The sequence below is a fragment of the Chryseobacterium sp. DT-167 genome, assembly GCF_058310155.1.
In genome coordinates, this window is record NZ_JBZEEQ010000002.1 from 260,293 (window position 1) to 284,458 (window position 24,166).

Sequence of the window (24,166 nt, forward strand, 5' to 3'; positions counted from 1 at the left end):
TTATTTTCATATTCATTCGCAAAAAGACAAACCTTCCGGAGAAGGTTTCTCAAATTATTTTATTTTGGAGCCTGATTCACAAAATATTCTGCTTCAGATTTTCCCCAATTCGGATCAAGATCTGTTTTCGGCTTGTAAGAATTAAACTTTTCTAAAGATTGTTTGAAAAGTTCGATTCCTTTTTTCTGACTTCCTCCATATTGTTCAGGCGTGAAATATACATCTTCAGCTTTGATCAATGCAATTCTCGGGTTATTGGGATCAAGTTTTTCTGCCATAGCAAATTGCTCCGTAGCTTTTGTTCCGTACGTCATGTATCTTTCCATAGGATTGACCATCATTTTCAGAGAATAGATCATTTTCTGCAATAACTGAGTTTCCGCATTTTTGTCTACATTCTGGGCATCATCAAGATATTTCTGCGCCTGATCTGCAACCTCATCCAACTCCTGTACTTTGTTTTCTCTCATCAAAACTCTTCCTTTTTGAATGTAAGAAAATGCTGCATAATAATTTGGTTGCCATTTTCCTTTTTCTTTGTCAGCAATTCTCTGAAAGTCGTTGGCTAAAACCTGAAAATCTTCCGGTGTTTTACACGTTTCGATTTTGGCGATCTTTTCTTTCATTACTTTTTCGTAAGTGCTCTGAGCAAAAGACAGTAAACTGAACAGAACTAAAGTAAAACTTAAAATTTGTTTTCTCATTGTTTTAATATTAAAGGTTTATATTATTTTGATAAATTTAAAGATTATTATTGATTGCATCCTGAGTTTTATCTACCCCGAAACTGATAAACATTCCAACAAAAACAAAGGTATTGACAGGCGGAACAACTGCTGAACTTCTGTTTCCGTTTTGTGAAAAATTATATCCGTAAATGTTTTTATTTCCTAAAACATTCGAAACACTCAACACAAATATCGTAAACGCTTTTGCATCTTTTTTACCTAAATTCGGAAGATAATTAAAACTTAAATTCAGTGCATTGTAATCCTTCAGCTTTCCTTCGTTGCGGATGATGTTTATATCATTTTGGGTGATAATATCATAATAAGGGCGGCCTTTTGCATAGGTGTAAGAAAGATTGATTCCGGTTTTCCATTTTGGGATAAATCTTTTTGCGACTACAGAAATGGTGTGTTCGGAAGCAAAATTTGGTTTTAAGCTGAAAGGATAATTCAGGAAATCTCTTTTGGAATCCAGAAATGAGTAGCTGATCCAGTAATCTATATTTTCAAATGTTTTTTTGTCTCTCCAGAACAATTCCAGTCCTTTTGCAAAACCATTTCCGTTGTTGTTAAAGGCAGTTTGTACCTGTTGATTCTGATCTGCATTCGGAACAATGTTCTTGGTTTTTATCAGTTCATCATATTTTTTATAAAATGCTTCAAACCTTAAGCTTCTACCTTCAGTAGATCTTTGAACCTGAAAAATAAAATGCTGCGATTGCTGAAAATCTAATTTCGCAGAAGAATTAATGTATTTACTTTCAGGATTTTGAAAGAACAATCCATAGGCGAAAGATGTTGTCCAGTCTTTTGCTAAACGATAAGCCAATGCAAAACGCGGAGCGATGTTGGTTTTATTTAAATAAGACGAATTTTCTGCTCTTACTCCAATTTTTGCCGATAAATGATTGCTGAAACCCAAATCTGTTTCCATAAAAGCGGAAGAGATAAGATCACGATAATTTTTATTGATTTCACCAAAATTCAGTTTTTCATTGGCATAATTTAATTCAACTCCTCCACGCAAGGCGCTTATTTTGTTGATCTTTCGGTCGATAACTGCTTTGAAATTAATGTAGTTTCCGTCATTCAATACTTGAGATTCGCTGCTTTCTACATTATTGGTCTCTGTTGAAAATTTGAGATCTGACTGATTGTAAGAATAAGAAGTTCCCGCATTCAAAAGATATTTCCCGAATTTTTGTTTGAAAGAAAGGTTATGATAGGTATTTTTTCCTTTTAATTTCACCAAGGCAAAATCGTAATCAGATTCTAGACTTTCCGTTTTTACGCCCATTGTATTGGTGTCAAACATTCCGTAATATTTAATAAATCCGCCTGATTTTGTTTTGATTCTAAAATTCATATCTCCGTTGAAACCTTGTGGAGCATCCATAAAATCTGTATTAAAATTGAAAATTTTCTGCATCAGATTCAGGTTAGAATATCCTGCTGTAGCTCCGTAAGAATAGTTTTTGTTGTCACCCAATTTTTGAAAACCTCCGCTTAAAAATATCGGAGAAACTCCGAAATCGTATGAACTCTGATCCGGAAGATCTACACTTTCCAACATCAACGCGCCCGACAGAGCCTGTCCGTACAAAGCAGAATATCCTCCACTTGAAAAAACATTTCCTTTGAAAAGTGAAGTATTAAATCGATCTCTCCCAGCAATTCCGGGAACTGAACTGGAGAAATAATTGTTGATCAAACTTCCATCCATGAAAATTTTAGACTCGGTTCCGGTTCCTCCACGTACAAACAAACCTTCTGTTTCACCGACTTTCTGAACTCCGGGAAGATAATTTAAGGCCGAAGAAATCTGTCCATCTGCTCCTGCTGTTGTGTAAATATCAATGGGTGTCAACAAAGCTGTAGCTCTTTTTTTGTCACTTGCTTCGATCGATCCTGCGGAAACTACAACAGCATCAATTTCATTGATCTGTTCTTTTAATTCTGCATTAATTGTTTGATCTTGATCATCAATGATAATCTGTTTTTCAATTTCATAATACTTTACATGGGTAAATGTTAACTTTTGTACACCTTTTTCCGAAGTTTCAAAAGAGAAATTTCCCTCTGCATCGGTTGTTGCGCCATCGTAAGTATCTTTTAAAGTCACATTCACCTCAGCAATTCCTTTGTTTTTGAAAGTCACTTTTCCTGAAATTTTCACCTGGGCAAAATTCAGAATAAATGAAAAAAAGAATAAGAGGAACGTGATTTTATAAAATTTTGTTTTCATGTGTAGTTTTTATTTTTTTTTAGTCAACCCTAATACTTTGGACAAGCAATGCAATTGCTGAATCTTCATTCATTTTGTATTTCAAAATTATGGCGATCTCATGTCTGTAATTCTTGGGTAAAATTATACAGGATATTTTAAATCTCTGAATCTTTTATACCGAATGGTCATATTTTTGTACTGAATGGAAGTATATCACTAAAATATTATCATATGAAATTTCAGACATTAACTTTATTGGCAGGTTGTGCCTTATTTGCTGCATCTTGCGGTACAGGTAAAACTTACAACATTTTAGCTAAAAGCGGAACACAGACTGGTGGAACTGCTAAATTTACTCAGGAAGGAAATGACGTTGTCATGGATCTTGAGGTAACTAATCTGACTCCGGGAACTCATGCCGTTCATATTCATGAGAAAGGTGACTGCTCTTCTCCCGATGGCGAATCTGCAGGAGGACACTGGAATCCGGGAAAACACGATCACGGTAAATGGGGTGACGGAAGCTTTCATATGGGAGATATCGGAAATCTTGAAGCAGATAAAGACGGAAAGGCTAAACTGACCTTTAAAACCGATAAATGGTGTTTAGACTGCGTAGAAGAGTCGAAAAACATTATGGGTAAGGGAATCATCATTCATGCAGGAAAAGACGATTTTATGACTCAGCCAACGGGAAACGCAGGAGGCAGAGTCGGGTGTGTGGAAATTAAATAATTTACTTTCATATACTATACAAAGAGCGGCGCTAATCTTCGATTAGCGCCGCTTCTGTTTTTAAAATTAAGTTTTAAACTTTAGCTTTCATTTCTGCGATAATATTCATCGCTTCCTGAAGATAAGTATCTTTCTTAAGATTTTTGATCCACATTTCAGATTTTTTCTTGAATGCTTCATCTTTTTTCTCTCTTTCGATTTCTGCAGGATACATTGAGAATTTCAGTCCGTTTTCAAACTTTGTCAACGCTTTGAATTTCTCGATCTGAGCTTTTCTCTGCTTCATCAAATTATTGAATTTATTGATATTCAAAGTGATGGTTTCTTCTTTATCCAATTGCTCTCTCCATTTTGCAGACTCCAACAATAGCTGATAATTGGTGTTTTTTGCCATTCTGTCGTTGCTCGATTTTTCTAAAGCTTTCACATCAAAATAACTTAATTTCTGATAATTTGAACTAGGAATTTTGTCCCAGGCTAAAGCAAAATCATCATATCTCTCACCTACTTCTGCATAAGTAAAGAAATCTTCCATTCTGATGTCTGAAACAATTCCTTTTCTTTGGTTTGACTCACCGCTGATTCTGTAGAATTTCTGAATGGTGAGCTTTAATGATCCGAAATCATCTTCTGTATTTAAGAATCTGTTTAAATCAACAAACGTCTGTACTGTTCCTTTTCCGAAAGATTGTGGTGAACCAACAATGATTGCTCTTCCGTAATCCTGCATTGCACCGGCTAAAATTTCCGAAGCTGAAGCAGAAAGTTCGTTTTGCATAATGACCAAAGGTCCTGTCCAGATCGGCGTTTCCTGCTTATTTTTCAAAGTCTGAATTTTTCCGTTTCCGTCTTTCACCTGCACATAAGGTCCTGCATTCATAAAAAGTCCCATGATGTCACCAACTTCCGTCAATGAGCCACCACCGTTATTTCTAAGGTCTAAAACGATTCCTTCAATTCCCTGAGCCTTCAGTTTTACGATTTCGTTTTTGATGTCATCAGAAGCGTTTCTTCCTTTTTCATCTTCAAAATCTGCGTTGAAACTTGGTAAATTGATGAAACCATATTTTTTCCCTTTTGGAGAATTTACAATGATACTTCTTGCAAAAGTATCTTCAATCGCCACTTCTTCACGAAGCATTGTTACTTCTACAATCGTTTTATCTTTTTTCTGAACGGTCAATGTAACCGGAGTTCCTTTTTCACCTCTGATCAATCTTACCGCTTCATCGGAAAGCATTCCAACGACATTTACAGCATCTTCGTTAGGTTTAGACCGTACTTTAAGAATTTTATCTCCTTCTGAAAGCTTTTTCGATTTCCAAGCGGGTGCACCAATCGTCAATGCTCCAAGGAAAAGATTTCCTTTTTTCTCCTGAATAATGGCCCCGATTCCGATGACCTTTCCTTTGAATTGCGTATCAAAATCTTCTTTATCTTTCGGAGAATAATAATTCGTGTGCGGATCAAAAACTTCTGTGTAAGCATTCATGTAGACTGTAAACCAGTCCATTTTTTTTCTTTTTTTGAATCTGGTAAAGGTTTCTTTTACTAAATCTTTTACTTCATCAGTTGCTTTTGTCATTTTCTGCTGAGGAGAGAGAATTTCGAGCTTTATCGTATCTTTCAGCTTAAACTTCTGTACAGAATCTTTCTTTTCTTTCTGAGCTTCTTCTTTACTGTTCATCGACTCAATTTCCTGAAGGATATTGTATTTGATGAATTTTTTCCACTCATTGTACTGCTCTTTTTTATCAACAGGAACATTTTTAAGCTTTGATTCTAAAGTCAAAGTTTCATCTTCCTCCAGGTTAATCGGCTTGCTGAAAATATCCTGAGTCATCATATCGATCTCATCAACTCTCTGGTACAATCTGTCAACCGTCAGTTTGTAGAAAGCGAGATCACCCATATTCAAATAATCATCAAGCTTGGTTTCATGCTTTCCAAACTCTGTCATGTCCGACTGCAGAAAATATCTTTTTCCGGGATCGATCATCTCAAAATAATGTTTGTAAACATCTTTTGAATAAGCATCATTGATGGGTTTTGGGCTGTAATGTAAGTATGAAAGAGTGTTTTTAACGCTCACCATTATCGTCTGCATTTTCTCATCGTCATTCTTCGGCGAGTTGAAACAAAACATAAGACTTGTCAATGGAATAAAAAGTAGAAATTTATTTAGTTTAAAATTTTTCCACATAAATCTGTAATATATTTTTATTAATTTTTTTAAATCATTCAATAAGTAGCGTTTATTAAATGACTGTTACAAACTATCAAATTTAATACCTTATTTATAATTATCAATTAGTTTTAAGTATTTTTGTTAAAATTTAAATTTTTTATGGAAAAGCCACTTATTCTGGTAACCAATGATGATGGAATTACTGCTCCGGGTATCAGAAATCTTGTAGAATTTATGAACGAAATCGGTGAAGTAATTGTGGTAGCTCCCAACTCACCACAAAGCGGAAAAGGTCATGCCATCACTATAAACTCTACTTTAAGCTATGAAGAGGTGCATCTTGAAGGTCCTCAAAAAGATTTTTCATGTAGCGGAACTCCTGTTGACTGTGTAAAAATGGCTTTAGATAAAATTCTTCCGAGAAGACCGGATATTGTGGTTTCAGGAATCAATCACGGAGCCAACTCTTCGATCAACGTAATTTATTCAGGAACGATGTCTGCTGCAGTAGAAGGCGGCGTAGAAGGTCTTCCTTCGATTGGATTTTCTCTTCTTGATTTCAGCTGGGAAGCAGATTTCACACAGGCTAAAGAATATATTCAGAATATTGTAAGAAAAACTTTGGAAAACCCAATGCCCAAAGGTGTTGTTTTAAACGTAAATATTCCGAAACTTTCAAAAGAAGAAATTAAAGGCGTTAAAATCTGTAAGCAAGCCAATGCAAAATGGGAAGAAAGTTTTGACGAAAGAATCAACCCGCACGGAAAAAAATACTATTGGCTCACAGGTTACTTTAACAATATGGATGAGTCTGAAGATGCGGATGAAACGGCTTTAGCAAATGGGTATATTTCTATTGTTCCCGTGAAATTTGATATGACGGCTTATGAGTACATGAACACGCTGAATGAGGTGATGAAGTTTGATTAAATATACTCCCTCTTATTTTTTGCCACGAATCCACGAATTATTTATGACCATTTATTTCATATAAAATTAAGGTATAAAATTCGTGCATTCGTGGCAATTTTAAAACAAAACTTTATCCTCTTTTCTCAATTCTTCCAGATATTTACTCTTATCGTCCCGGTAAAATAAATTCATCGTCTCAAACGGAATCATTTTTAAATCTTTATTAACAATGTGAACGCAGGATTTTTTCACAGCACGAACATCAAAATCATGTGCATCCATAAAATTCATGATGATAATTCTAAAAAGATTATCATAGTCCAAATTCGGAGCCGATACTTCTGGAAGACAACATAATAACTGATTCACTTTAGGCTGAACCTGATCTACCGAAATTCCGGTACTGAAAATATCTAAAAGCTGCATCTGTAAACCGGCATCCTGTTCGTAGACGATCGTATTTTTCGTTTCATTATTCAGCAGATCAGCAGGATTGATATACCGTGTTAAAGGAATTGTTTCACCTTCCAGCTTTAAAATATATCCCATCGCCAAAGAATCCGGGTTACACGGAACGGGAATAATATCGTCTCCATTTAAAAGTGGAAACTGATTTAAAATTTCCTGACGTACTTCTGTTAACGTAATTTTTTCATGCGCAGAATCTTCTCTGTTTCTTCCTGCAACTTCAACGGGCTGAAAAGTAATTCCGCGGACACATTTCTGTTTTAAAGCAAACTCAATCAGCTTTCCGATCTCATCAATGTTTTTTCCTTTCTGAAGAACGATAACCAATGTTGTAGAAAGATTTAATTCATTTAATTTCTCCAAAGCTTTCATACGGACATTTGTGAGATCTTTTCCTCGGAAATCTTCTAAAACTTCAGGTTTAAAAGAATCAAACTGAAGGTAAATTTCAAATTCCGGAGCGTAAGTTGCCAGTTTTTCCGCAAAACCTGGATCATTCGCAATACGGATTCCATTGGTATTCAACATCAAATGTTTGATGGGTTTTGATTTCGCAACATCCATGATTTTGAAAAACTCAGGATGAATGGTTGGTTCTCCGCCACTGATTTGTACAACATCGGGTTCGCCCTCGTTTTTAACGATCGTATCAAACATGGCTTCAATCTGTTCCAAAGTTCTGTGACTTCCATAATGTGGCGAAGACATTGCATAGCAAGTCGGACAGGTCAGATTACAACGATCCGTAACCTCAACAATCGAAAGACAACTGTGCTGCTCATGATCTACACACAAACCGCAATCGTATGGACAGCCATATTCCACATCAGTCCCGAAATGAACAGGCATTTCTGAGGCTTTATTATAGTTTCTGATATTTTTATAATATTGCACATCCGAAGCGATCATCGTCTTGAAAAAGCCGTGATCGGGACATCTTTTCGTCATAAAAACGGCCTCGTCTTCGATGATGATCTTCGCTCCTACTCTTTTCAGGCATTCCGGACAAAGGCTGATCGTATAATCGTAATAAGTATAGTTTCTTACTGGCATAATTTCAATTTGTTACATTCCTCCACATACGAATCCGCTTATCAATCCGCAGATCAACATTGAAATAAGCATCGTCATCCAAAACTGCTTTCTTGAGAACTTTCGTCCGTCTTTACTCTCATAGATCAACTTTACAAAAACTGTAATTACTAATGATACAACGGCCGCTACACCAAGAATCATCAGAATAATCATGGCGACAAAACCTTCCAATCCACCAACTTCCAAAAGTGTAAGCATTTTCATATTTAAATTTCTTGATATTTAATTAAAATGGTACTGTTTATAATCTTATAAATGTAATAAATAATCACAGAAAGACAAACCAGCTGGATCGTTCCTAAATTTCCTATGATCTCAATTTTAGGTTTAATAAAATCTAAAAGAAATCTGAATGAAAAATAACTCAGCATAAACAACTGAAAGAGAAATCCTGAAACATATTTATTTTTTCGGGCAATCATTTTCAGTTCAAACCACATGAAAAGTAAAAAAGCAATTTCGTATAATGCAACAGGATGTCTTAGATATTCATCTCCCAAGTGCATTCCGAAAATAGAATCTGTGGGTATTCCATAAGTTTCTTCATGCACTCCCGTGAGAAAACAGCCAATTCTTCCTATAATAATCGCTAGAATTAAAGGAAAAACAATTAAATCTCCCGTGCTTTCTTTGTGTCTTACAATTTTCTTTGCTATTTCTACACCGATTAATCCAAAAGCCAAACCGCCGACAATGGTATTATTTGTCCAAAATCTTTTAAAATTAAAGTCTTCAAATAAAACATAAGGGTTTTCTAAGTTTCCTATTAGTTTTGAACCCAATAATGCTCCTGCAGTTGCACCGATCAAAACTGCTGCTGAAGTATTGAAAGACATTTTTTCAGGTGATCTCTTTTTCAGAAAAAAATAATAGCGCATGGCTATAAATATCCCCAATGTTTCGAAAACTGGATGTGCGAGAATCGTTTTGCCAAATATTTGAAAAGTAACCGGAAAATCCATGATTTCAAAAGTAGTATATTTAGGATAAATTATTAATTTTAATTTGTAAATACTAAACCAACAGACAAAATGCGTATAGAAAATGATATAAAATTGGGTTTTAAAGACGTCATGTTCAGACCAAAACGGTCTACTTTAAAATCACGGGCAGAAGTAGATCTAAACAGAGAATTTACATTTCTTCACACTCAGAAAAAATGGAAAGGAACCCCAATCATCGCTGCCAATATGGACACGGTGGGAACTTTTGAAATGGCTGTAGAGCTCGCAAAAGACAAAATAATCACCGCTGTTCACAAACATTACACCGTTGAAGAATGGGGTGAATTTCTTGACAATCAAGACACTGGCATTCATCAATACATTGCTTTAAGCACAGGAACAGGAAAAGCAGATGAAGAAAAAATAAAAACGATTCTGGGTCAACATCCAAAAATAGAATTTCTCTGCATTGACGTTGCAAATGGATATTCTGAACACTTTGTACAATTTGTAAAAAAAGCCAGAGAAAATTTCCCTGATAAAATTATCATTGCAGGAAATGTGGTGACAGGTGAAATGGTAGAAGAACTTCTTTTAGTTGGCGCAGATATTATCAAAGTAGGAATCGGTCCTGGCTCTGTCTGTACAACGAGAGTAAAAACCGGTGTAGGGTATCCTCAACTTTCTGCCATTATAGAATGCGCCGATGCAGCTCATGGGTTGAAAGGTCACATCATTGCAGACGGAGGCTGTAAAGTTCCCGGAGATGTTGCCAAAGCTTTTGGTGGCGGAGCTGATTTTGTGATGCTCGGCGGAATGTTTGCCGGTCATGATGAAAGCGGAGGCGAAATGATTGAAGAAAATGGAAAGAAGTTTAAACTATTCTATGGTATGAGTTCAAAAACAGCAATGGATAAACATTCCGGAGGCGTGGCTGAATATAGAGCTTCTGAAGGCAAAACAGTGAAAATAAAATACAAAGGTCCGGTATCAGAAACAGTGAAAGATATTTTGGGCGGGGTGCGATCAACCTGTACCTATGTAGGCGCTCCAACATTGAAAGAATTATCTAAAAGGACGACTTTTATAAGGGTGCAGGAACAGGAAAATCAGGTTTTTAATGACTGATTATCAGTGCTTCAAAACTAATCAATGAATTTCACATACCGTTGAAAACGTTTTCAAACAAAGGTTTCACCAGATAGAGGGTTTGTTGAGGGGTAGAGTTTTTGGTTATTTTATTTATTTTCTTTCTATTTGCATCTTCAAACGAAACACAGAATACGAATGACGAAGAAAGTCTTCCTCCGAATATTTTATCAGTCTGGAAAAAGTATTCGGAGTTTTTATTGATCTTACTTTTAAGTCTTCCCTTGTTTGATATTGTGTGGTATAAAAAAATTATTCCTGCCACTTAATTTCATCTCTGAACTTCAATCACATTTTTTTGAATATCTTTTTAAATTTATTCAACATCCTTATTCTTACCCTCCTGACAATTTTGCCAGGATAATAAAGAGGCAACTATTCTTTATATAAAATCAATACATAACAAAAGTTTCTTTTGACGTTAGTTTTAAAACTTATGATTTTTAAAGTTCGGAGAAAATAAAGATTATTATGAAATTTAAAACTAAATTTACCGCCTGATCAAGAACTTATCTGGCAGAAAACACCGCAGATTGATGTAAAAAAGATATTAGTAAAATCATTGATTAATTAAAATTTGATGATGGATGAAAAGAAAATATTTTTTAACCAACATTAGCCTTAAATATGGATTTGATAAAGTCCTCTAAAATATATTTTACGTTTTTTTTCCGGAGCTTATTCATCTTTGCAAAGAAAAAGAATATAAAAATGGGTTTTAAAAGAGATTTTTGCAATCTTTTCCTGGTCCTTTTCATATTAGAAAGCCTTTCTTTATCAGGACAAAATTCTAATTCTCAACAAAGGAAAATCGATCAGCTTATCAGCCGTACCAATGAATTGTATCTGAATGGAGAAACAAATCAGGTTTTTGCTTCTTCAAAAAAAATAATCAATTTATCTGAACAATTAAAATATGATAAAGGCCTTTCTTACGGCTATTATTATCTCGCTGCCTATTTTTACGACAATGCAAAATTCAGAGAAAGCGTACAGAATGTAAAAAAAGCACAGCAGTACACAAAATATTTAGCCAATGACAAAACCCATTCTGCAAAGCTTTCGGCTTTATTAGGAGGAAACTACCTGTTGCTGGAACTCTATACTTTATCTTCCGAAAATTATAGAAAAACCATTGATATTCTTGAAAGCAAATCTCAGAAAAACATCACAGATTCGCTTACAGAAAGCGCCACCTATTCTAATCTGAGTTACCTTTTTCAAAATATCAATATGCCGGATTCGATGTATTATTATCTTAAAAAAGAAAAAAAAATTCTAAAAAAAATCAAATTTAAAGATGCTTATATTCAAAAAGGCTGTTCTTGCCTTGGCTTCGGAAATTATCATCTTAGCAAAAACAAAATAGATTCTGCGCAATATTATTATAACAAATCATTAGAATTTTTTAACGATAAAAAACATCCCTGCAAAATTGAATCTCTTATTGGTCTGGGAAATCTTTATATTCATCAAAAAGATTACGAAAAATCCCATCAATATTATGATTGTGCACTAAAAAGTTTTGAGCAGAATAATTTTCCTGATATCAAGAGCGAATTGCTTAAAAAAACCTCTGAACTTCACATTTCGCAAGGTAATGCTTCAGAAGCAAAAAAATATCATGATATGTATCTGAAAGTACATACCGAATTAGACGGACGCAAAAAAAATGAGCGTGATTTTGTGCTGAATGAGGTCATGAAAGAGGAAAAAGCGAAACATCAGAAGGAAGTGAGAGAAAGCTGGAAATTAACGCTGATTATTGCCTCCTTGCTTATTTTTATTTCTGCGTTTATTATTTATCTTCTGAAAAAATCTAAAATCAGAAACCATAAAGCTTTAGAAATGGCCAAACGGCTCCGGTCAGAAAAAGCTGTACAGGAAAAGGAAAAAGTAATAGTAAAACTACAGGTCAACGAAGCCTTCAATGAAGTAAGGAAGCTCGCTAAAGAAAACAGTTCAGAGTTTTTTACGAAATTTCAGGAAGTTTATCCGCACTTTACACTGAAAATGCTCAGTGTCAATCCGAAATTTAAAGTTTCTGAACTTACTTTTGCTGCTTATATTTACTTAGGGTTTAACACTAAAGAAATAGCAGACTATACCTTCAAAGCAGTAAAAACAATAGAAAATAACCGTTATAATCTTCGGAAAAAGCTTGAAATATCTCCTGAGAAGGATCTCCGGATCTGGCTGAGAAATTATATAGATTCCGAATAGCAAAATCCCTTTCATAAAGATATGAAAGGGATTTATATTGTGATTTAAACTGATCTTAAGTAAGCATTCCGCCGTCTACATTCAACACCTGTCCGGAAATGTAAGAAGACATTTCACTTCCGAAGAACACACACGCATTTGCTACATCTTCCGGCTGACCTCCTCTCTTCAAAGGAATTCCTTCTCTCCATCCCTGAACTGTTTTTTCATCTAAAGCTGCTGTCATTTCAGTTTCAATAAATCCTGGTGCAATTGCGTTGCAACGGATGTTTCTTGATCCCAATTCTAATGCGACAGACTTTGTGAATCCTATAACTCCTGCTTTTGAAGCTGCATAGTTTGCCTGTCCTGCATTACCTTTCACTCCCACAACAGAAGTCATATTGATAATAGAGCCCGATTTCGCCTTCATCATTGGCTTAATTACCGCTTTAGTAAGGTTGAATACAGAATCTAAATTTACCTTGATTATGGTGTCCCAATCATCTTTTGACATTCTCATCAACAGATTATCTTTTGTGATTCCTGCATTGTTGACCAAAATATCAATTTTACCAAACTCTGCCATTACTTCTTCTACCAATTTCTGAGCAGCATCGTAATCTGATGCATCAGACTGATACCCTTTAATTTGAGTTACAGAACTCAAAGCAGTTTCCAATTCTTTCGCTTTTTCTACAGAACCGGCATAGGTAAATGCTACTTTAGCTCCCTGTTGAGCAAAGATTTCTGCAATTCCTCTCCCGATTCCTCTTGTAGCTCCGGTAATTAGTGCTACTTTTCCTTCTAATAGTTTCATATATATGATGATTTTATCTAAAATAGTTTAGTCTGAATGTGCAAAGATATTATTTATCTCAAAATAATTTTCTTCTTACTTTTCTAATCAGCAATTATTTGCCTGAATTATTCACAATGAGTACAATCTCGCCCTTTAAAGTTTTGCTTTTAGAAAATTCAATCAATTCATTGATTGTTCCTCTTTTAGTTTCTTCGAATTTTTTTGAAATTTCACGGCTTAGACTTGCTCTTGTTTCTTCACCAAAGAATTCCTTGATCTGCTCTAAAGTCGTATTAATCTTATGCGGACTCTCATACAAAACAATGGTTTTTTTCTCTTCAGCCAGTTGTTTCAGCTTCGTTTGTCTTCCTTTCTTAGGAGGAAGGAAACCTGCAAATAAAAACTCATTATTTGGCAAACCAGAAACCACTAAAGCCGGAATCAAAGCGGTAGCTCCCGGAAGACATATCATTTCGATATTGTGATCCGAACCTGCTTTTGCCAAAAGGTAACCCGGATCTGAAATTCCCGGAGTTCCTGCGTCGGTAATAATTGCGATATTCTGACCGCTCTGAAGATCAGCAATTACTTTCTCTGTCGCAGTATGTTCGTTATGTAAATGATATGATTTTAAAGGTTTTGAAATTTCGTAATGCTTCAAAAGCACTCCGGAAGTTCTCGTGTCTTCACACAAAATATAATCGACCTCCTTCAGCACTTTTATCGCTCTGAAAGTCATGTCTTCTAAATTCCCAACCGGTGTGGGAACGAAATATAGGATTCCTGACATTTTATTTTAAGTATTTGAAACCAAATAATCCTTGCTTGAAAACAACGTTTATTGTATCTCTATTACTGATTTCATTTAAGGGTCTTACCCTATTTAAATTTCTGATTTCATCAATTTTTTCTAAAATTTCCTCATCAAAATCATTGATTGAAATTTTATTTCCAGAAAGATGTATATATTTTTCTTGTTTAATTTTTTCTGCATAAACAGAAAGCACTTCTTTTTCTTTTCCTCTAATTGTTAATTGATTAACATACAATGATAAATTTGTAATAATCTTAGTAAAAAATACAAATGTAAAAATGATTAAAAACAAAAAACCAAGAATTGCTTCACCTTTGGATTGAATTGTTTTAGCTTTAAATAGCAAAACAAACAAAAGTATACAGCTCCAAATTATTAAATGTATTTTCCAAGAAACATTATCATTAAATTTCTCAATATCATCCTGTAAATATTCTCTCTTAATTAAAGGTTGCAAATAAAAATTAAGAATAAAAAAAAGAAGAATAAATAAACCATAAAAGACGATTGTTTTTTTATCAATCCTTTTCTTTAAAATTCTTATTCCACTCAAAATTATAAGAATTTGTTTTCTACCAATATCCAAAGTCTCTGTGCGTACTCATCGACTTTATCCCATTTTCTGTCATAGTACAGGTCACTCAGATATTCTTTCGCCTCTTCCAGATTTCTGCATCTGTTCAGCTCAGCAACGGCTTGGTTAAGGTCAGTCTGGCTTCCTCCGAAAAGAAGCTTTGTAAAAGCCATTCTGTCATTCAGATCAAGTCTGAATTCCGGTTTTTGTTTTTCAGCTTCCATATATTCTGTAGGAATATTGGTTTTTAAGATGCTTCCTGAATCTTCTTTCACAACCGGAACAGATTTTTCCTGAGGAATTTCTCTCGCTAAAGGATCATCATCGAATAAAGTCTGAATTGTTTTTAAGCCTTTAATATTTGCCAGTCTTATTTTTTTCTCCCGCTGATACGCTTCCAGATTTTCAAAACTTTCGTCGGATGCAGGTTTTTCTTTTTCGATGTCTGATGAAGGTCTGTCGATATCAACAATCTTTCTTTTGTCAGATTCTTCGGTTGTTATAATATTCTCGTTGATTTCAACTTCTGCTTCAGTATCTTTTTTAATTTCTGTCAGAATACTTTCTACATTAGAGTTTTCGGTGATGATTTCGTCTTCATCATATTTAAAATCATCAGAAACAATCTCATTTTCAAACTCTTCAATTAAAATTTCATCTTCAGGCTCATCTGATTCAAACATACTTGGAATTTTCTCCGAAGAATCATCTGTAATTTTTACAGATTCATAATTATTCTGAATGTGCTCCTCTTCTTCAAATTGGTTAGAAACACTTTCATCAGAAATTTCATTTTCAAACTCGTCAATTTCGTTTAATTGATTATTGAAAATCGCTTCTTCCTCCGTTACTTTTTGATCAAATATTTCTTCATCTATATCATCTTCTTCCTCAGGAACCGAATTTTCCAAAATTCTTTCTTCGTCAACGAAGCTCAAAACTTTAGAAACTTCTTCATTTGCTTCCTCCTCTTCAATTTCATCCAATTGATCATTAAAAACAGATTCTTCTTCAGTAATTTCAGTATCTAAATTTTCCTGAAGTGTATTTTCTTTTATTAATTCTTCAGAGTTTTCATCAATTTGTTCCTCTTCAGCAAGATTAACCAAATTTTCATGAAATTCATTTTCCTCAATTTCGTTTAGCTGATTATTGAAGATTGCCTCTTCTTCCATCACATTGTTCGGAAGATGAGTTTCTGCGTTACCGATTTCGTTCAGCTCATTATTAAAAATAGCTTCTTCTTCCATCACTTCATGAGAAAAATCCTGAGATTCAGAGATAGATTCGGCTGGAGAATGATTTGAAAAAGCTTGTGAAAACTGTAAATCATCTTTTCGGTAATACTCCACTTTAGATTTTAACAGCTTCAAAAAAGAAATTCTTTCGGCTAATTGATCAATAAGATCCTGCTTAGAAAGTAGTTCGTCAACATCGTTTATTTTGTCCAGAATACTGATGATATTCTTGGATTCAAAAAAAATCTTTTCCTGTAAATCTTGGATGTTCTGCATAGAAGAATCTTAATTAAAATTGCTTACTTTTGATCTTAAAATATTACGGCTAAAATAACAAATGTTTTTAGAAAATACAATTAATCATTCCAAACAAAGCGGTTGGATGGAAGTTATTTGTGGCTCAATGTTTTCCGGGAAAACCGAAGAGTTGATCAGAAGACTGAGAAGAGCTGAAATGGCGGGGCAGAATGTGGAAATTTTCAAACCCAAAACAGATACGAGATATTCTGATGAAGATGTCGTTTCTCACAATAAAAATAAAATCCGAAGCACTGCAGTACAAAATCCTGACGAAATTATTCTTCTGGGATCAAATTGTGACGTGGTAGGAATTGATGAAGCACAGTTCTTTGACGAAAGCATTGTAGAAGTATCTAATCAATTGGCAAACAACGGAATAAGAGTTGTTATTGCAGGTTTGGATATGGATTTTCTTGGGAGACCTTTCGGACCTATGCCCAATTTGATGGCAACGGCAGAATATGTAACAAAAGTTCATGCAATCTGCAAGAGAACCGGAAATTTAGCCAATTATTCTATGAGGATTTCTCAGGGAAATAATCTGGTGGAATTAGGCGAAACGGAAAGTTATGAAGCAGTAAGCCGTCGTGTTTTTATTGACGAAGTACTTTTGAAGAAGAAAAATGGTTAATTTAGGCTCAGTTTAAGGGTTAGAATTAATAAACCCGCACTAGAATTTCACTATTAAGCACAAAATATAAGCAGAAAGGGCACCAATGAATTATACAGTACAACAAATTGCAGAAATCACCAATTCAAAAATTATTGGAGATAAAGAATTTATTATCAAAAACATCGCTTTTGACAGCAGGATAATTTATGCAACCAGAAATACTGCTTTTATTGCCATCAATACCAAAAAAAATTCGGGAGAAAAGTTTATAGAATCTGCTATCGACAGAGGGATAAAAGTCATTATCTCTGAACATCAGTATCCACAATTTGAAAATATTACATGGATTATTGTAGAAAACTCTGTAGATTTTCTTCAGAAATTAGCAAAATATCATTTCGCACATTCAGATATAAAATCAATAGGAATTACAGGAAGTAATGGGAAGACAATTCTTAAAGAATGGTTGTACCAATGTTTATGGAACGAGTTTCCTACGGTAAAGAGTCCCAAAAGTTTTAATTCTCAGATTGGTCTTCCGCTTTCGTTACTTCAAATTAATAAAAATCATCAAGTAGGAATATTTGAAGTTGGAATTTCCATGCCAAATGAAATGCAGGTTTTGGAAAATATTTTTCATCCTCAAATCGGTTTATTAACTCACATCGGAACAGCTCATGCAGCGAATTTTGAGTCTGAAGAAGATTTGATCGATGAAAAAATAAAGCTCTTCAAAGATTCTGAAGTTGTTATTTTCAATGGAGATAATCTATTGGTCGACAAAAAATTAAGAGAAATCTATTCAAGTAAAAAATTAATTACTTACGGATTCCAGAAAAGCAACAACGTCTTCATTAAAACCAATATCAAAGATGAAAACATTGTTGTCAAATATTTTGATGAAGAAATCAGCTTCCCGGTTAATCAGCGTGATGAAGCAACCTTGACGAATGCTTTAGCTTTGATCACAGTTTTAAAAGAGCTAAACATCCCTACTGATAAAATTATCGAAAAAATCAACGCTCTGAAAGCCGTAGAAATGCGCCTTGAAGCTATTGAAGGAATTAAAAATAATATCATCATCAATGACTCATTTAATCTGGATCTTGATTCTTTAAAAACAGCTCTGCAATTCTTAAATGAATATAAAAAGTCAAAAAAATCCTTGGTTTTAACAGATATTATCGGCGTTAATGCAAATTCCGAGGAATTGTATGAAGAAGTTTCTGAATTGGTGAATGAGCAGAAATTTGATTCGGTTTTCTTAATTGGAGAAGAAATTTCCAACTTCAGAACACTTTTTAAATCTAATACTTTTACTTTTATTAATACTCAGGAATTAATTGACAGTAAACATCTTACAGAAATTGAAAATCACATTATTTTATTAAAAGGTGCAAGAAAATTTGAGATTGAAAAATTAAAAGATCTTCTTGAATTAAGAAAACACGACACAGTTTTAGAAATCAATCTGAATGCGATTTTGCACAATATCAATTACCATAAATCTCTGCTGAAACCTACAACCAAAATGATGGCAATGGTAAAAGCAAATGCTTACGGCTTAGGAAGTTATGAAATTTCAGAATTTCTGCAGCATCATCATATTGATTATTTAGGTGTTGCTTTTGCTGACGAAGGTGTAGAGCTTCGAAAAAAAGGAATTACCACACCAATTGTTGTAATGAATCCTGAACAACACAGCTATGATGCAATTATTCAGTATAATCTTGAGCCGGAAATTTACAGTTTCAGGGTTTTGGAATTGTTTTATGAAACGGTTCAAAAATCCGGATATGATAAAGAATATCCTATCCATATCAAGCTTGAAACAGGGATGCATCGTCTTGGTTTTAAGGAACATGAATTAAATCAGTTAATTCAGAGCTTGCAATATAAAAATCTGAAAGTTCAGAGTATTTTCAGCCATTTATCATCGTCTGATGTTCCTGAAGAAAAAGAATTTACTTTAAAACAATTAAAGACCTTTGATAAAAATTCTAATTATTTAATTGAAAATATTAGTTATCAACCTTTAAGACATATTTTAAATTCATCGGGAATCACCAATTATACTGAATATCAATACGATATGGTGAGGATCGGCATCGGAATGCTGGGTGAATCTCCTGATGGTGAAATTCAGAAACAGCTTCATTCAACGGTAAGCTTTAAAACGGTAATCTCGCAAATTTCTATGGTAGAAAACGGAGAATCAGTGGGTTACAGCAGAAAATACAAAACCAGTCATTTAACCAAAATTGCTACAATTCCCGTTGGTTATGCAGATGGAATTCCACGTTTGATAGGAAACCAGGTGGGAAATGTGGGTATTAATAGAACTTTTGCACCCATTGTCGGAAACATCTGTATGGATATGATGATGATCAATGTCGATGAAGTTCCCAATGTGAAAGAAGGTGATAAAGTGACCATTTTCAACGCCAAACCAAGCCTTAAAGAATTTGCAGGGTACTGCAAAACCATCACTTATGAAGTATTAACCTCGATATCTCCTCGTGTGAAACGGATTTATGTAAAAGATTAATTATGAAAAAATTCCTCGCTTTTTTATTCGTATTTCAATTGATTTTTATCCAATCGCAGGTAAAAGAGGGTTTGGTCATACCTAAAAATCCGAAAATCGGGCTTTCTCTTGCAGGAGGTGGTGCAAAAGGTTTTGCCCATGTCGGAGTTTTAAAAGTTTTAGATTCTTTAGGAGTTAAGGTTGATTACATCTCCGGAACCAGTATGGGAGCAATTATCGGCGGGCTTTATGCTTCAGGATATACAGGAAAAGACATTGAAAAAATTGTTACTGATACCGATTTTTATTCTTTAATCCGAGATCCGAAATCACGTACGGAAAGCACGTTTTTTAATAAATCTGTAGACAAATATCTCTTATCAATTCCTTTAAAAAACGGAAAAATTAATCTCCCCTCCTCTATCAGTTCAGGACAGAAAAACGTTTATCTTCTGAAAGAATTATTTAAAAATGTTTCAACAATTGAAGATTTTTCCAAATTACCCATTCCTTTCATGTGCGTTGCTACAAATCTGGAGAGTGGAAATATGCAGATTTTCGAAAAGGGGGATCTTGTACAGTCAATTATGGCTAGTTCTGCTTTTCCTTCGTTGATGGATCCTGTAAAGATTGGTGACAGTATTTATATCGATGGTGCAATGACAGTAAATTATCCTTCAAAACCTCTGAAAGATAAAGGAATTGATATTGTAATCGGTGTAGATTTGAATCAGGATCTTTCAAAGAGAGAAGATTTAAACAATATTATTTCGATTTTGAACCAGGTTATCGATTTCGGTATTCAAAAAGATACCCGTCGTCAGTACAAATTTACTGACATCAACATCAAACCTAACCTCAAAGGCATGACTGCAACAAGCTATGACGATAAGAAGAAAATTCTTGACAGCGGATTTGTAGAAGGTCTCAAGTATGTTGATATATTAGATAAACTTCCAAAGCGTCCTTTTGACCGCCTTAGACAGCCCGTAAATCCTATTTATTCCAATGTATACAAGATTGACAGCATTGCCTTGATTGGAAGCAGAATTTACGGCAAAAACTACGTTCTCGGTAAAATGGGACTCAGACTTCCGTCAATGCAGACTTACGGAAGTGTAAACAGAGGTATAGATAAATTGGTTGCTACAAATAACTATCGTTTTATCAACTATGATATCGTTACAGAAAATAATATTAATTATCTGAAATTGTATGTAACTGAAGATGATGCAAGACATTTTCTGAAATTCGGGTTGCACTACGATGAGATTTTCAAGACCGGATTATTGCTTAATTATTCAGCAAAAAGATTATTATTTAAAAATTCAAATTTATCACTGGATGTAATAGTTGGTGACAAACCAAGATTCTACCTGAATTATTTTATAGATAACGGATACATTCCTGGTTTTGGAATCTATTCTTCGGGGATGAGTTTTGATCTGAAAGGAAATAATAATATCAATATTGACAAATGGGAATGGCTCAGAAATGAAGCTTACATACAGTCGATTTGGCGGGATAAATTTGCTATAGGAGCGGGATTAAGCCATGACTACTTTGAGGCAGACATGAACGGTACCAATAAGAGGTATAGTCGTTTTCTCAATCCATATGTATTCCTGAAAAGTGATACCCAAAATGACAGAGATTTTCCACGGAGAGGATTTTATATGAATGCCGAAGGTAAAGTTATTGATCTTTTAAAATCTGAAGTTGAGAAAAGAATTGTTCAGGTAAAAGCAGATATCAGAGTCAATATTCCTTTATCAAAGCAATTCAGTTATCATTTAAATCTATATGGAGGAATTACCATTGGTGACAATCTTCCACAATTCTACCAATACAGATTGGGGGGAATTTTTGAGCAGAATATTGTTAATTTTAAAACATTCAACGGATTCTATTTTGCCCAATTAAACAGCAATAATGTAGCACTGATTTCAAACGATATTCAGTTCAAATTTTATAAAAACTTTTTTCTAAGCGGAAATTTCTCTTTTGCCAATCTTTCGGATGATATCACTTTTGAAGATGCAGCAAAAGTAAATTACAGCTCATTAGGAATTATGGCGGGTTATAAATCTCCTTTTGGACAGATTAAATTCAACTTCAGCCATTCACTTAAAAATAATCAAAAAGGTATATTCAGTGTTATTTTAGGACACTGGTTTTAAAAAAATGATACAGTTCTTTTACGAAAAATTACCAGAAACGGTAAATGCAGAATACAAAAAATGGCTGGAAGAAATTATTCTTTCAGAGGAAAAAAAATTAGGAGAAATCAACTATATTTTCTGTGACGACGAATATTTACTAAAGATTAATCAGGATTATCTTCAGCATGATTATTACACAGACATCATCACTTTCGATTCCGTAAAAGGCAAAACAATAAGCGGCGAGATTTTCGTATCTTTGCAGCGCATTTCAGATAACGCTTCTACTCTATCCAAAAATTATGAAGAAGAATTAAGAAGAGTTTTGGCTCACGGCATTCTTCATCTCTGCGGATATAAAGATAAGACAGAATCAGAAGAACAAGAAATGCGAAGCAAAGAAGATTTTTATATTACAAGATATAATTAGGAGCTAATCCCGCTATCCGCACTCGCTTTTTCCTTTTTTCAAAAGAAAAAGAGCTCAAACAAATGCTACTATCGGGGCTAGAAATATCGAATTAAAGGCGCTTTTAAGCCTTATTTTGATACAATGTTTCACGTGAAACATTTATATGAATTTTAAAATTTAAGGCTTAAATAAGCAATTAAAATGATTTCAGAAATATATGATGTAATTGTAGTAGGCGCAGGTCACGCAGGTTGTGAAGCTGCTGCTGCTGCCGCCAATTTAGGATCAAAAACTTTATTGGTTACAATGAATATGCAGACCATCGGACAGATGAGCTGCAATCCGGCAATGGGAGGAATTGCCAAAGGACAGATCGTCAGAGAAATTGATGCAATGGGAGGTTACTCCGGAATTATTGCCGATAAATCTGCGATCCAATTTAAAATGCTGAACCTTTCAAAAGGGCCTGCAATGTGGTCTCCAAGAACACAAAATGACAGAATGTTGTTTGCAGAAGAATGGAGATACGCATTAGAAAACACTCCAAATCTTGATTTCTTTCAGGATATGGTGAAGAGTTTAATTATAGAAAATAATCAGGCTGTAGGTGTTGTAACTTCTTTAGGAATAGAAATCAAATCAAAATCTGTCGTTCTTACCAACGGTACTTTTCTTAATGGCTTAATCCACGTTGGAGATAAGCAATTAGGTGGTGGAAGAATGGGTGAACCAAGAGCTTTTGGAATTACCGAACAATTGGTTTCTTTAGGTTTTGAAGCAGGAAGAATGAAGACCGGTACTCCACCAAGAGTAGACGGAAGAAGTCTTGATTATTCTAAAATGGACGAACAAAAAGGAGACGAAAATCCACAGAAATTCAGTTATTCAGACACTCCGAAACTGACGAAACAATTAAGCTGTCACATTGTTTATACAAACGAAACTGTACACGATATTTTACGTGAAGGGTTTGACAGAAGTCCAATGTTTAATGGTACAATTCAAAGCTTAGGACCAAGATATTGCCCAAGTATTGAAGATAAAATTAACCGTTTTGCAGAGCGTACAAGACATCAGCTTTTCGTAGAACCGGAAGGTTGGAAGACTGTTGAAATCTACGTAAACGGATTTAGTTCTTCTTTACCTGAAGATGTTCAGATAAAAGCAATGAAGCATATTCCGGGATTTGAAAACGTAAAAGTGTTCCGTCCAGGCTATGCTATTGAATATGACTACTTCCCTCCTACTCAGCTAAAACATACTTTAGAAACAAAATTGGTTGATAATTTATACTTTGCAGGTCAGATTAATGGGACTACAGGATATGAAGAAGCAGCCGGACAAGGCTTAATGGCGGGTATCAATGCGCATAATAAAGTGCATGAGAAGGATGAATTCATCCTAAACAGAGATGAGGCTTATATCGGTGTTTTAATCGATGATTTAATTACAAAAGGTACAGAAGAACCTTACAGAATGTTTACTTCAAGAGCTGAATACAGACTTCTTTTAAGACAGGATAATGCGGATATCAGATTAACTGAAAAAGCTCATAAATTAGGATTGGCAAATGATGAAAGACTAAAAAGAGTAGAAGAGAAAATCACTAAAAGTCAGGAACTTGAGTCTTTTCTACGAGAAACTTCTTTAAAACCAGGTTTGATTAATCCGATCTTAGAAGGTATTGAAAGTAACCCCGTAGATCAGGCTTACAGAGCTTCTCAGTTTCTTACAAGACCCAATATTACATTGGAAAAATTAGAAGAAATCGATATTATCAAAGAAAAAGCATCACAATATGATGATGAAGTAAGAGAACAGGCTGAAGTAAATATCAAATACAAAGGTTACATCGAAAAGGAAAAAGAAAATGTGGCTAAGCTAAATAGACTGGAAAATGTGAAGATTCCTGAAGATTTTGATTATATAAAATTATCAAGTCTTTCTGCAGAAGCAAAACAAAAAATGACCAAAGTAAGACCAAAAACATTGGCACAAGCAGGAAGAATCAGTGGTGTTTCTCCTTCTGATATCAACGTTTTAATGGTTTATTTAGGACGATAATGCATTGATGTT

At 34.4% G+C, this 24,166-nt stretch carries 20 protein-coding genes; 9 read left to right on the forward strand and 11 right to left on the reverse strand.

Translation table 11 applies throughout. The annotated features are described in order from the left end of the window. Positions 1-59 precede the first annotated feature (59 nt). Both AC4FQ5_RS03685 and AC4FQ5_RS03690 read right to left on the reverse strand, forming a co-directional pair. On the reverse strand, positions 60-704 hold the full coding sequence (locus AC4FQ5_RS03685) for a hypothetical protein (protein WP_491141146.1): 645 nt from the start codon (positions 702-704) through the stop codon (positions 60-62). A 37-nt stretch (positions 705-741) separates the two neighbouring features. Further along, positions 742-2,973 carry a TonB-dependent receptor gene (locus AC4FQ5_RS03690; RefSeq protein WP_491141147.1) on the reverse strand — a complete coding sequence of 744 codons (2,232 nt, stop codon included), beginning with the start codon at positions 2,971-2,973 and terminating at the stop codon, positions 742-744. A 213-nt stretch (positions 2,974-3,186) separates the two neighbouring features. Between AC4FQ5_RS03690 and AC4FQ5_RS03695 the strand changes: the two genes are divergently transcribed. Beyond that, positions 3,187-3,690, forward strand: coding sequence for a superoxide dismutase family protein (locus AC4FQ5_RS03695; protein ID WP_491141148.1), 504 nt, complete (start codon positions 3,187-3,189; stop codon positions 3,688-3,690). A 73-nt stretch (positions 3,691-3,763) separates the two neighbouring features. Here the strand turns inward: AC4FQ5_RS03695 and AC4FQ5_RS03700 are convergent, their stop codons facing one another. Continuing rightward, positions 3,764-5,893: a carboxy terminal-processing peptidase gene (locus tag AC4FQ5_RS03700; RefSeq protein WP_491141149.1), complete on the reverse strand. Its 2,130-nt coding sequence runs from the start codon at positions 5,891-5,893 to the stop codon at positions 3,764-3,766. 144 nt (positions 5,894-6,037) lie between these two features. Here AC4FQ5_RS03700 and surE point away from each other — a divergent pair, with 144 nt between their 5' ends. Further along, the gene (gene surE / locus AC4FQ5_RS03705) at positions 6,038-6,808 is read left to right on the forward strand and encodes a 5'/3'-nucleotidase SurE (RefSeq protein WP_491141150.1); all 771 of its coding nucleotides are present in this window, start codon (positions 6,038-6,040) and stop codon (positions 6,806-6,808) included. A gap of 99 nt (positions 6,809-6,907) precedes the next feature. Here the strand turns inward: surE and AC4FQ5_RS03710 are convergent, their stop codons facing one another. The 3 genes from AC4FQ5_RS03710 to AC4FQ5_RS03720 are packed head-to-tail and all read right to left on the reverse strand — an operon-like array spanning position 6,908 to position 9,315. Further along, positions 6,908-8,311, reverse strand: a complete 1,404-nt coding sequence (locus AC4FQ5_RS03710) for a radical SAM protein (RefSeq protein WP_491141151.1) — start codon at positions 8,309-8,311, stop codon at positions 6,908-6,910. A gap of 12 nt (positions 8,312-8,323) precedes the next feature. Next, positions 8,324-8,557 carry a hypothetical protein gene (locus tag AC4FQ5_RS03715; protein WP_491141152.1) on the reverse strand — a complete coding sequence of 78 codons (234 nt, stop codon included), beginning with the start codon at positions 8,555-8,557 and terminating at the stop codon, positions 8,324-8,326. Positions 8,558-8,559: 2 nt separating this feature from the next. After that, a complete protein-coding gene (locus AC4FQ5_RS03720) occupies positions 8,560-9,315 on the reverse strand; it encodes a prolipoprotein diacylglyceryl transferase (RefSeq protein WP_491141153.1) in 756 nt (251 codons plus the stop codon). Between the two features lie 69 nt (positions 9,316-9,384). Here AC4FQ5_RS03720 and AC4FQ5_RS03725 point away from each other — a divergent pair, with 69 nt between their 5' ends. Continuing rightward, on the forward strand, positions 9,385-10,425 hold the full coding sequence (locus AC4FQ5_RS03725; RefSeq protein WP_491141154.1) for a GMP reductase: 1,041 nt from the start codon (positions 9,385-9,387) through the stop codon (positions 10,423-10,425). A 31-nt stretch (positions 10,426-10,456) separates the two neighbouring features. On the opposite strand, the gene AC4FQ5_RS03730 is transcribed toward AC4FQ5_RS03725, so the two are convergent. Continuing rightward, positions 10,457-10,711 carry a hypothetical protein gene (locus AC4FQ5_RS03730; protein WP_491141155.1) on the reverse strand — a complete coding sequence of 85 codons (255 nt, stop codon included), beginning with the start codon at positions 10,709-10,711 and terminating at the stop codon, positions 10,457-10,459. A 446-nt stretch (positions 10,712-11,157) separates the two neighbouring features. Here AC4FQ5_RS03730 and AC4FQ5_RS03735 point away from each other — a divergent pair, with 446 nt between their 5' ends. Further along, positions 11,158-12,669, forward strand: coding sequence for a transcriptional regulator (locus tag AC4FQ5_RS03735; RefSeq protein ID WP_491141156.1), 1,512 nt, complete (start codon positions 11,158-11,160; stop codon positions 12,667-12,669). A 55-nt stretch (positions 12,670-12,724) separates the two neighbouring features. Here the strand turns inward: AC4FQ5_RS03735 and fabG are convergent, their stop codons facing one another. The 4 genes from fabG to AC4FQ5_RS03755 all read right to left on the reverse strand — a co-directional run bounded on the left by fabG (position 12,725) and on the right by AC4FQ5_RS03755 (position 16,352). Further along, positions 12,725-13,468: a 3-oxoacyl-[acyl-carrier-protein] reductase gene (gene fabG / locus AC4FQ5_RS03740; RefSeq protein ID WP_300349461.1), complete on the reverse strand. Its 744-nt coding sequence runs from the start codon at positions 13,466-13,468 to the stop codon at positions 12,725-12,727. 94 nt (positions 13,469-13,562) lie between these two features. Further along, entirely contained in the window at positions 13,563-14,240 is a 678-nt protein-coding gene (gene rsmI, locus AC4FQ5_RS03745; protein WP_491141157.1) for a 16S rRNA (cytidine(1402)-2'-O)-methyltransferase, read from the reverse strand. A 1-nt stretch (position 14,241) separates the two neighbouring features. Then, the gene (locus AC4FQ5_RS03750) at positions 14,242-14,817 is read right to left on the reverse strand and encodes a hypothetical protein (RefSeq protein ID WP_491141158.1); all 576 of its coding nucleotides are present in this window, start codon (positions 14,815-14,817) and stop codon (positions 14,242-14,244) included. A gap of 2 nt (positions 14,818-14,819) precedes the next feature. Further along, complete coding sequence (locus AC4FQ5_RS03755) at positions 14,820-16,352, reverse strand: DUF8457 domain-containing protein (RefSeq protein WP_491141159.1); 1,533 nt, start codon at positions 16,350-16,352, stop codon at positions 14,820-14,822. A gap of 61 nt (positions 16,353-16,413) precedes the next feature. Between AC4FQ5_RS03755 and AC4FQ5_RS03760 the strand changes: the two genes are divergently transcribed. The 5 genes from AC4FQ5_RS03760 (at position 16,414) to mnmG (ending at position 24,154) form a co-directional block, all read left to right on the forward strand. Then, positions 16,414-17,007 carry a thymidine kinase gene (locus AC4FQ5_RS03760; protein ID WP_491141160.1) on the forward strand — a complete coding sequence of 198 codons (594 nt, stop codon included), beginning with the start codon at positions 16,414-16,416 and terminating at the stop codon, positions 17,005-17,007. Between the two features lie 85 nt (positions 17,008-17,092). Next, on the forward strand, positions 17,093-19,537 hold the full coding sequence (locus tag AC4FQ5_RS03765) for a bifunctional UDP-N-acetylmuramoyl-tripeptide:D-alanyl-D-alanine ligase/alanine racemase (protein ID WP_491141161.1): 2,445 nt from the start codon (positions 17,093-17,095) through the stop codon (positions 19,535-19,537). A gap of 2 nt (positions 19,538-19,539) precedes the next feature. Then, entirely contained in the window at positions 19,540-21,696 is a 2,157-nt protein-coding gene (locus AC4FQ5_RS03770; RefSeq protein WP_491141162.1) for a patatin-like phospholipase family protein, read from the forward strand. 4 nt (positions 21,697-21,700) lie between these two features. Beyond that, entirely contained in the window at positions 21,701-22,108 is a 408-nt protein-coding gene (gene ybeY, locus AC4FQ5_RS03775) for an rRNA maturation RNase YbeY (RefSeq protein ID WP_491141163.1), read from the forward strand. A gap of 183 nt (positions 22,109-22,291) precedes the next feature. Next, complete coding sequence (gene mnmG, locus AC4FQ5_RS03780) at positions 22,292-24,154, forward strand: tRNA uridine-5-carboxymethylaminomethyl(34) synthesis enzyme MnmG (RefSeq protein ID WP_491141164.1); 1,863 nt, start codon at positions 22,292-22,294, stop codon at positions 24,152-24,154. The last annotated feature ends 12 nt before the right edge of the window (positions 24,155-24,166 follow it).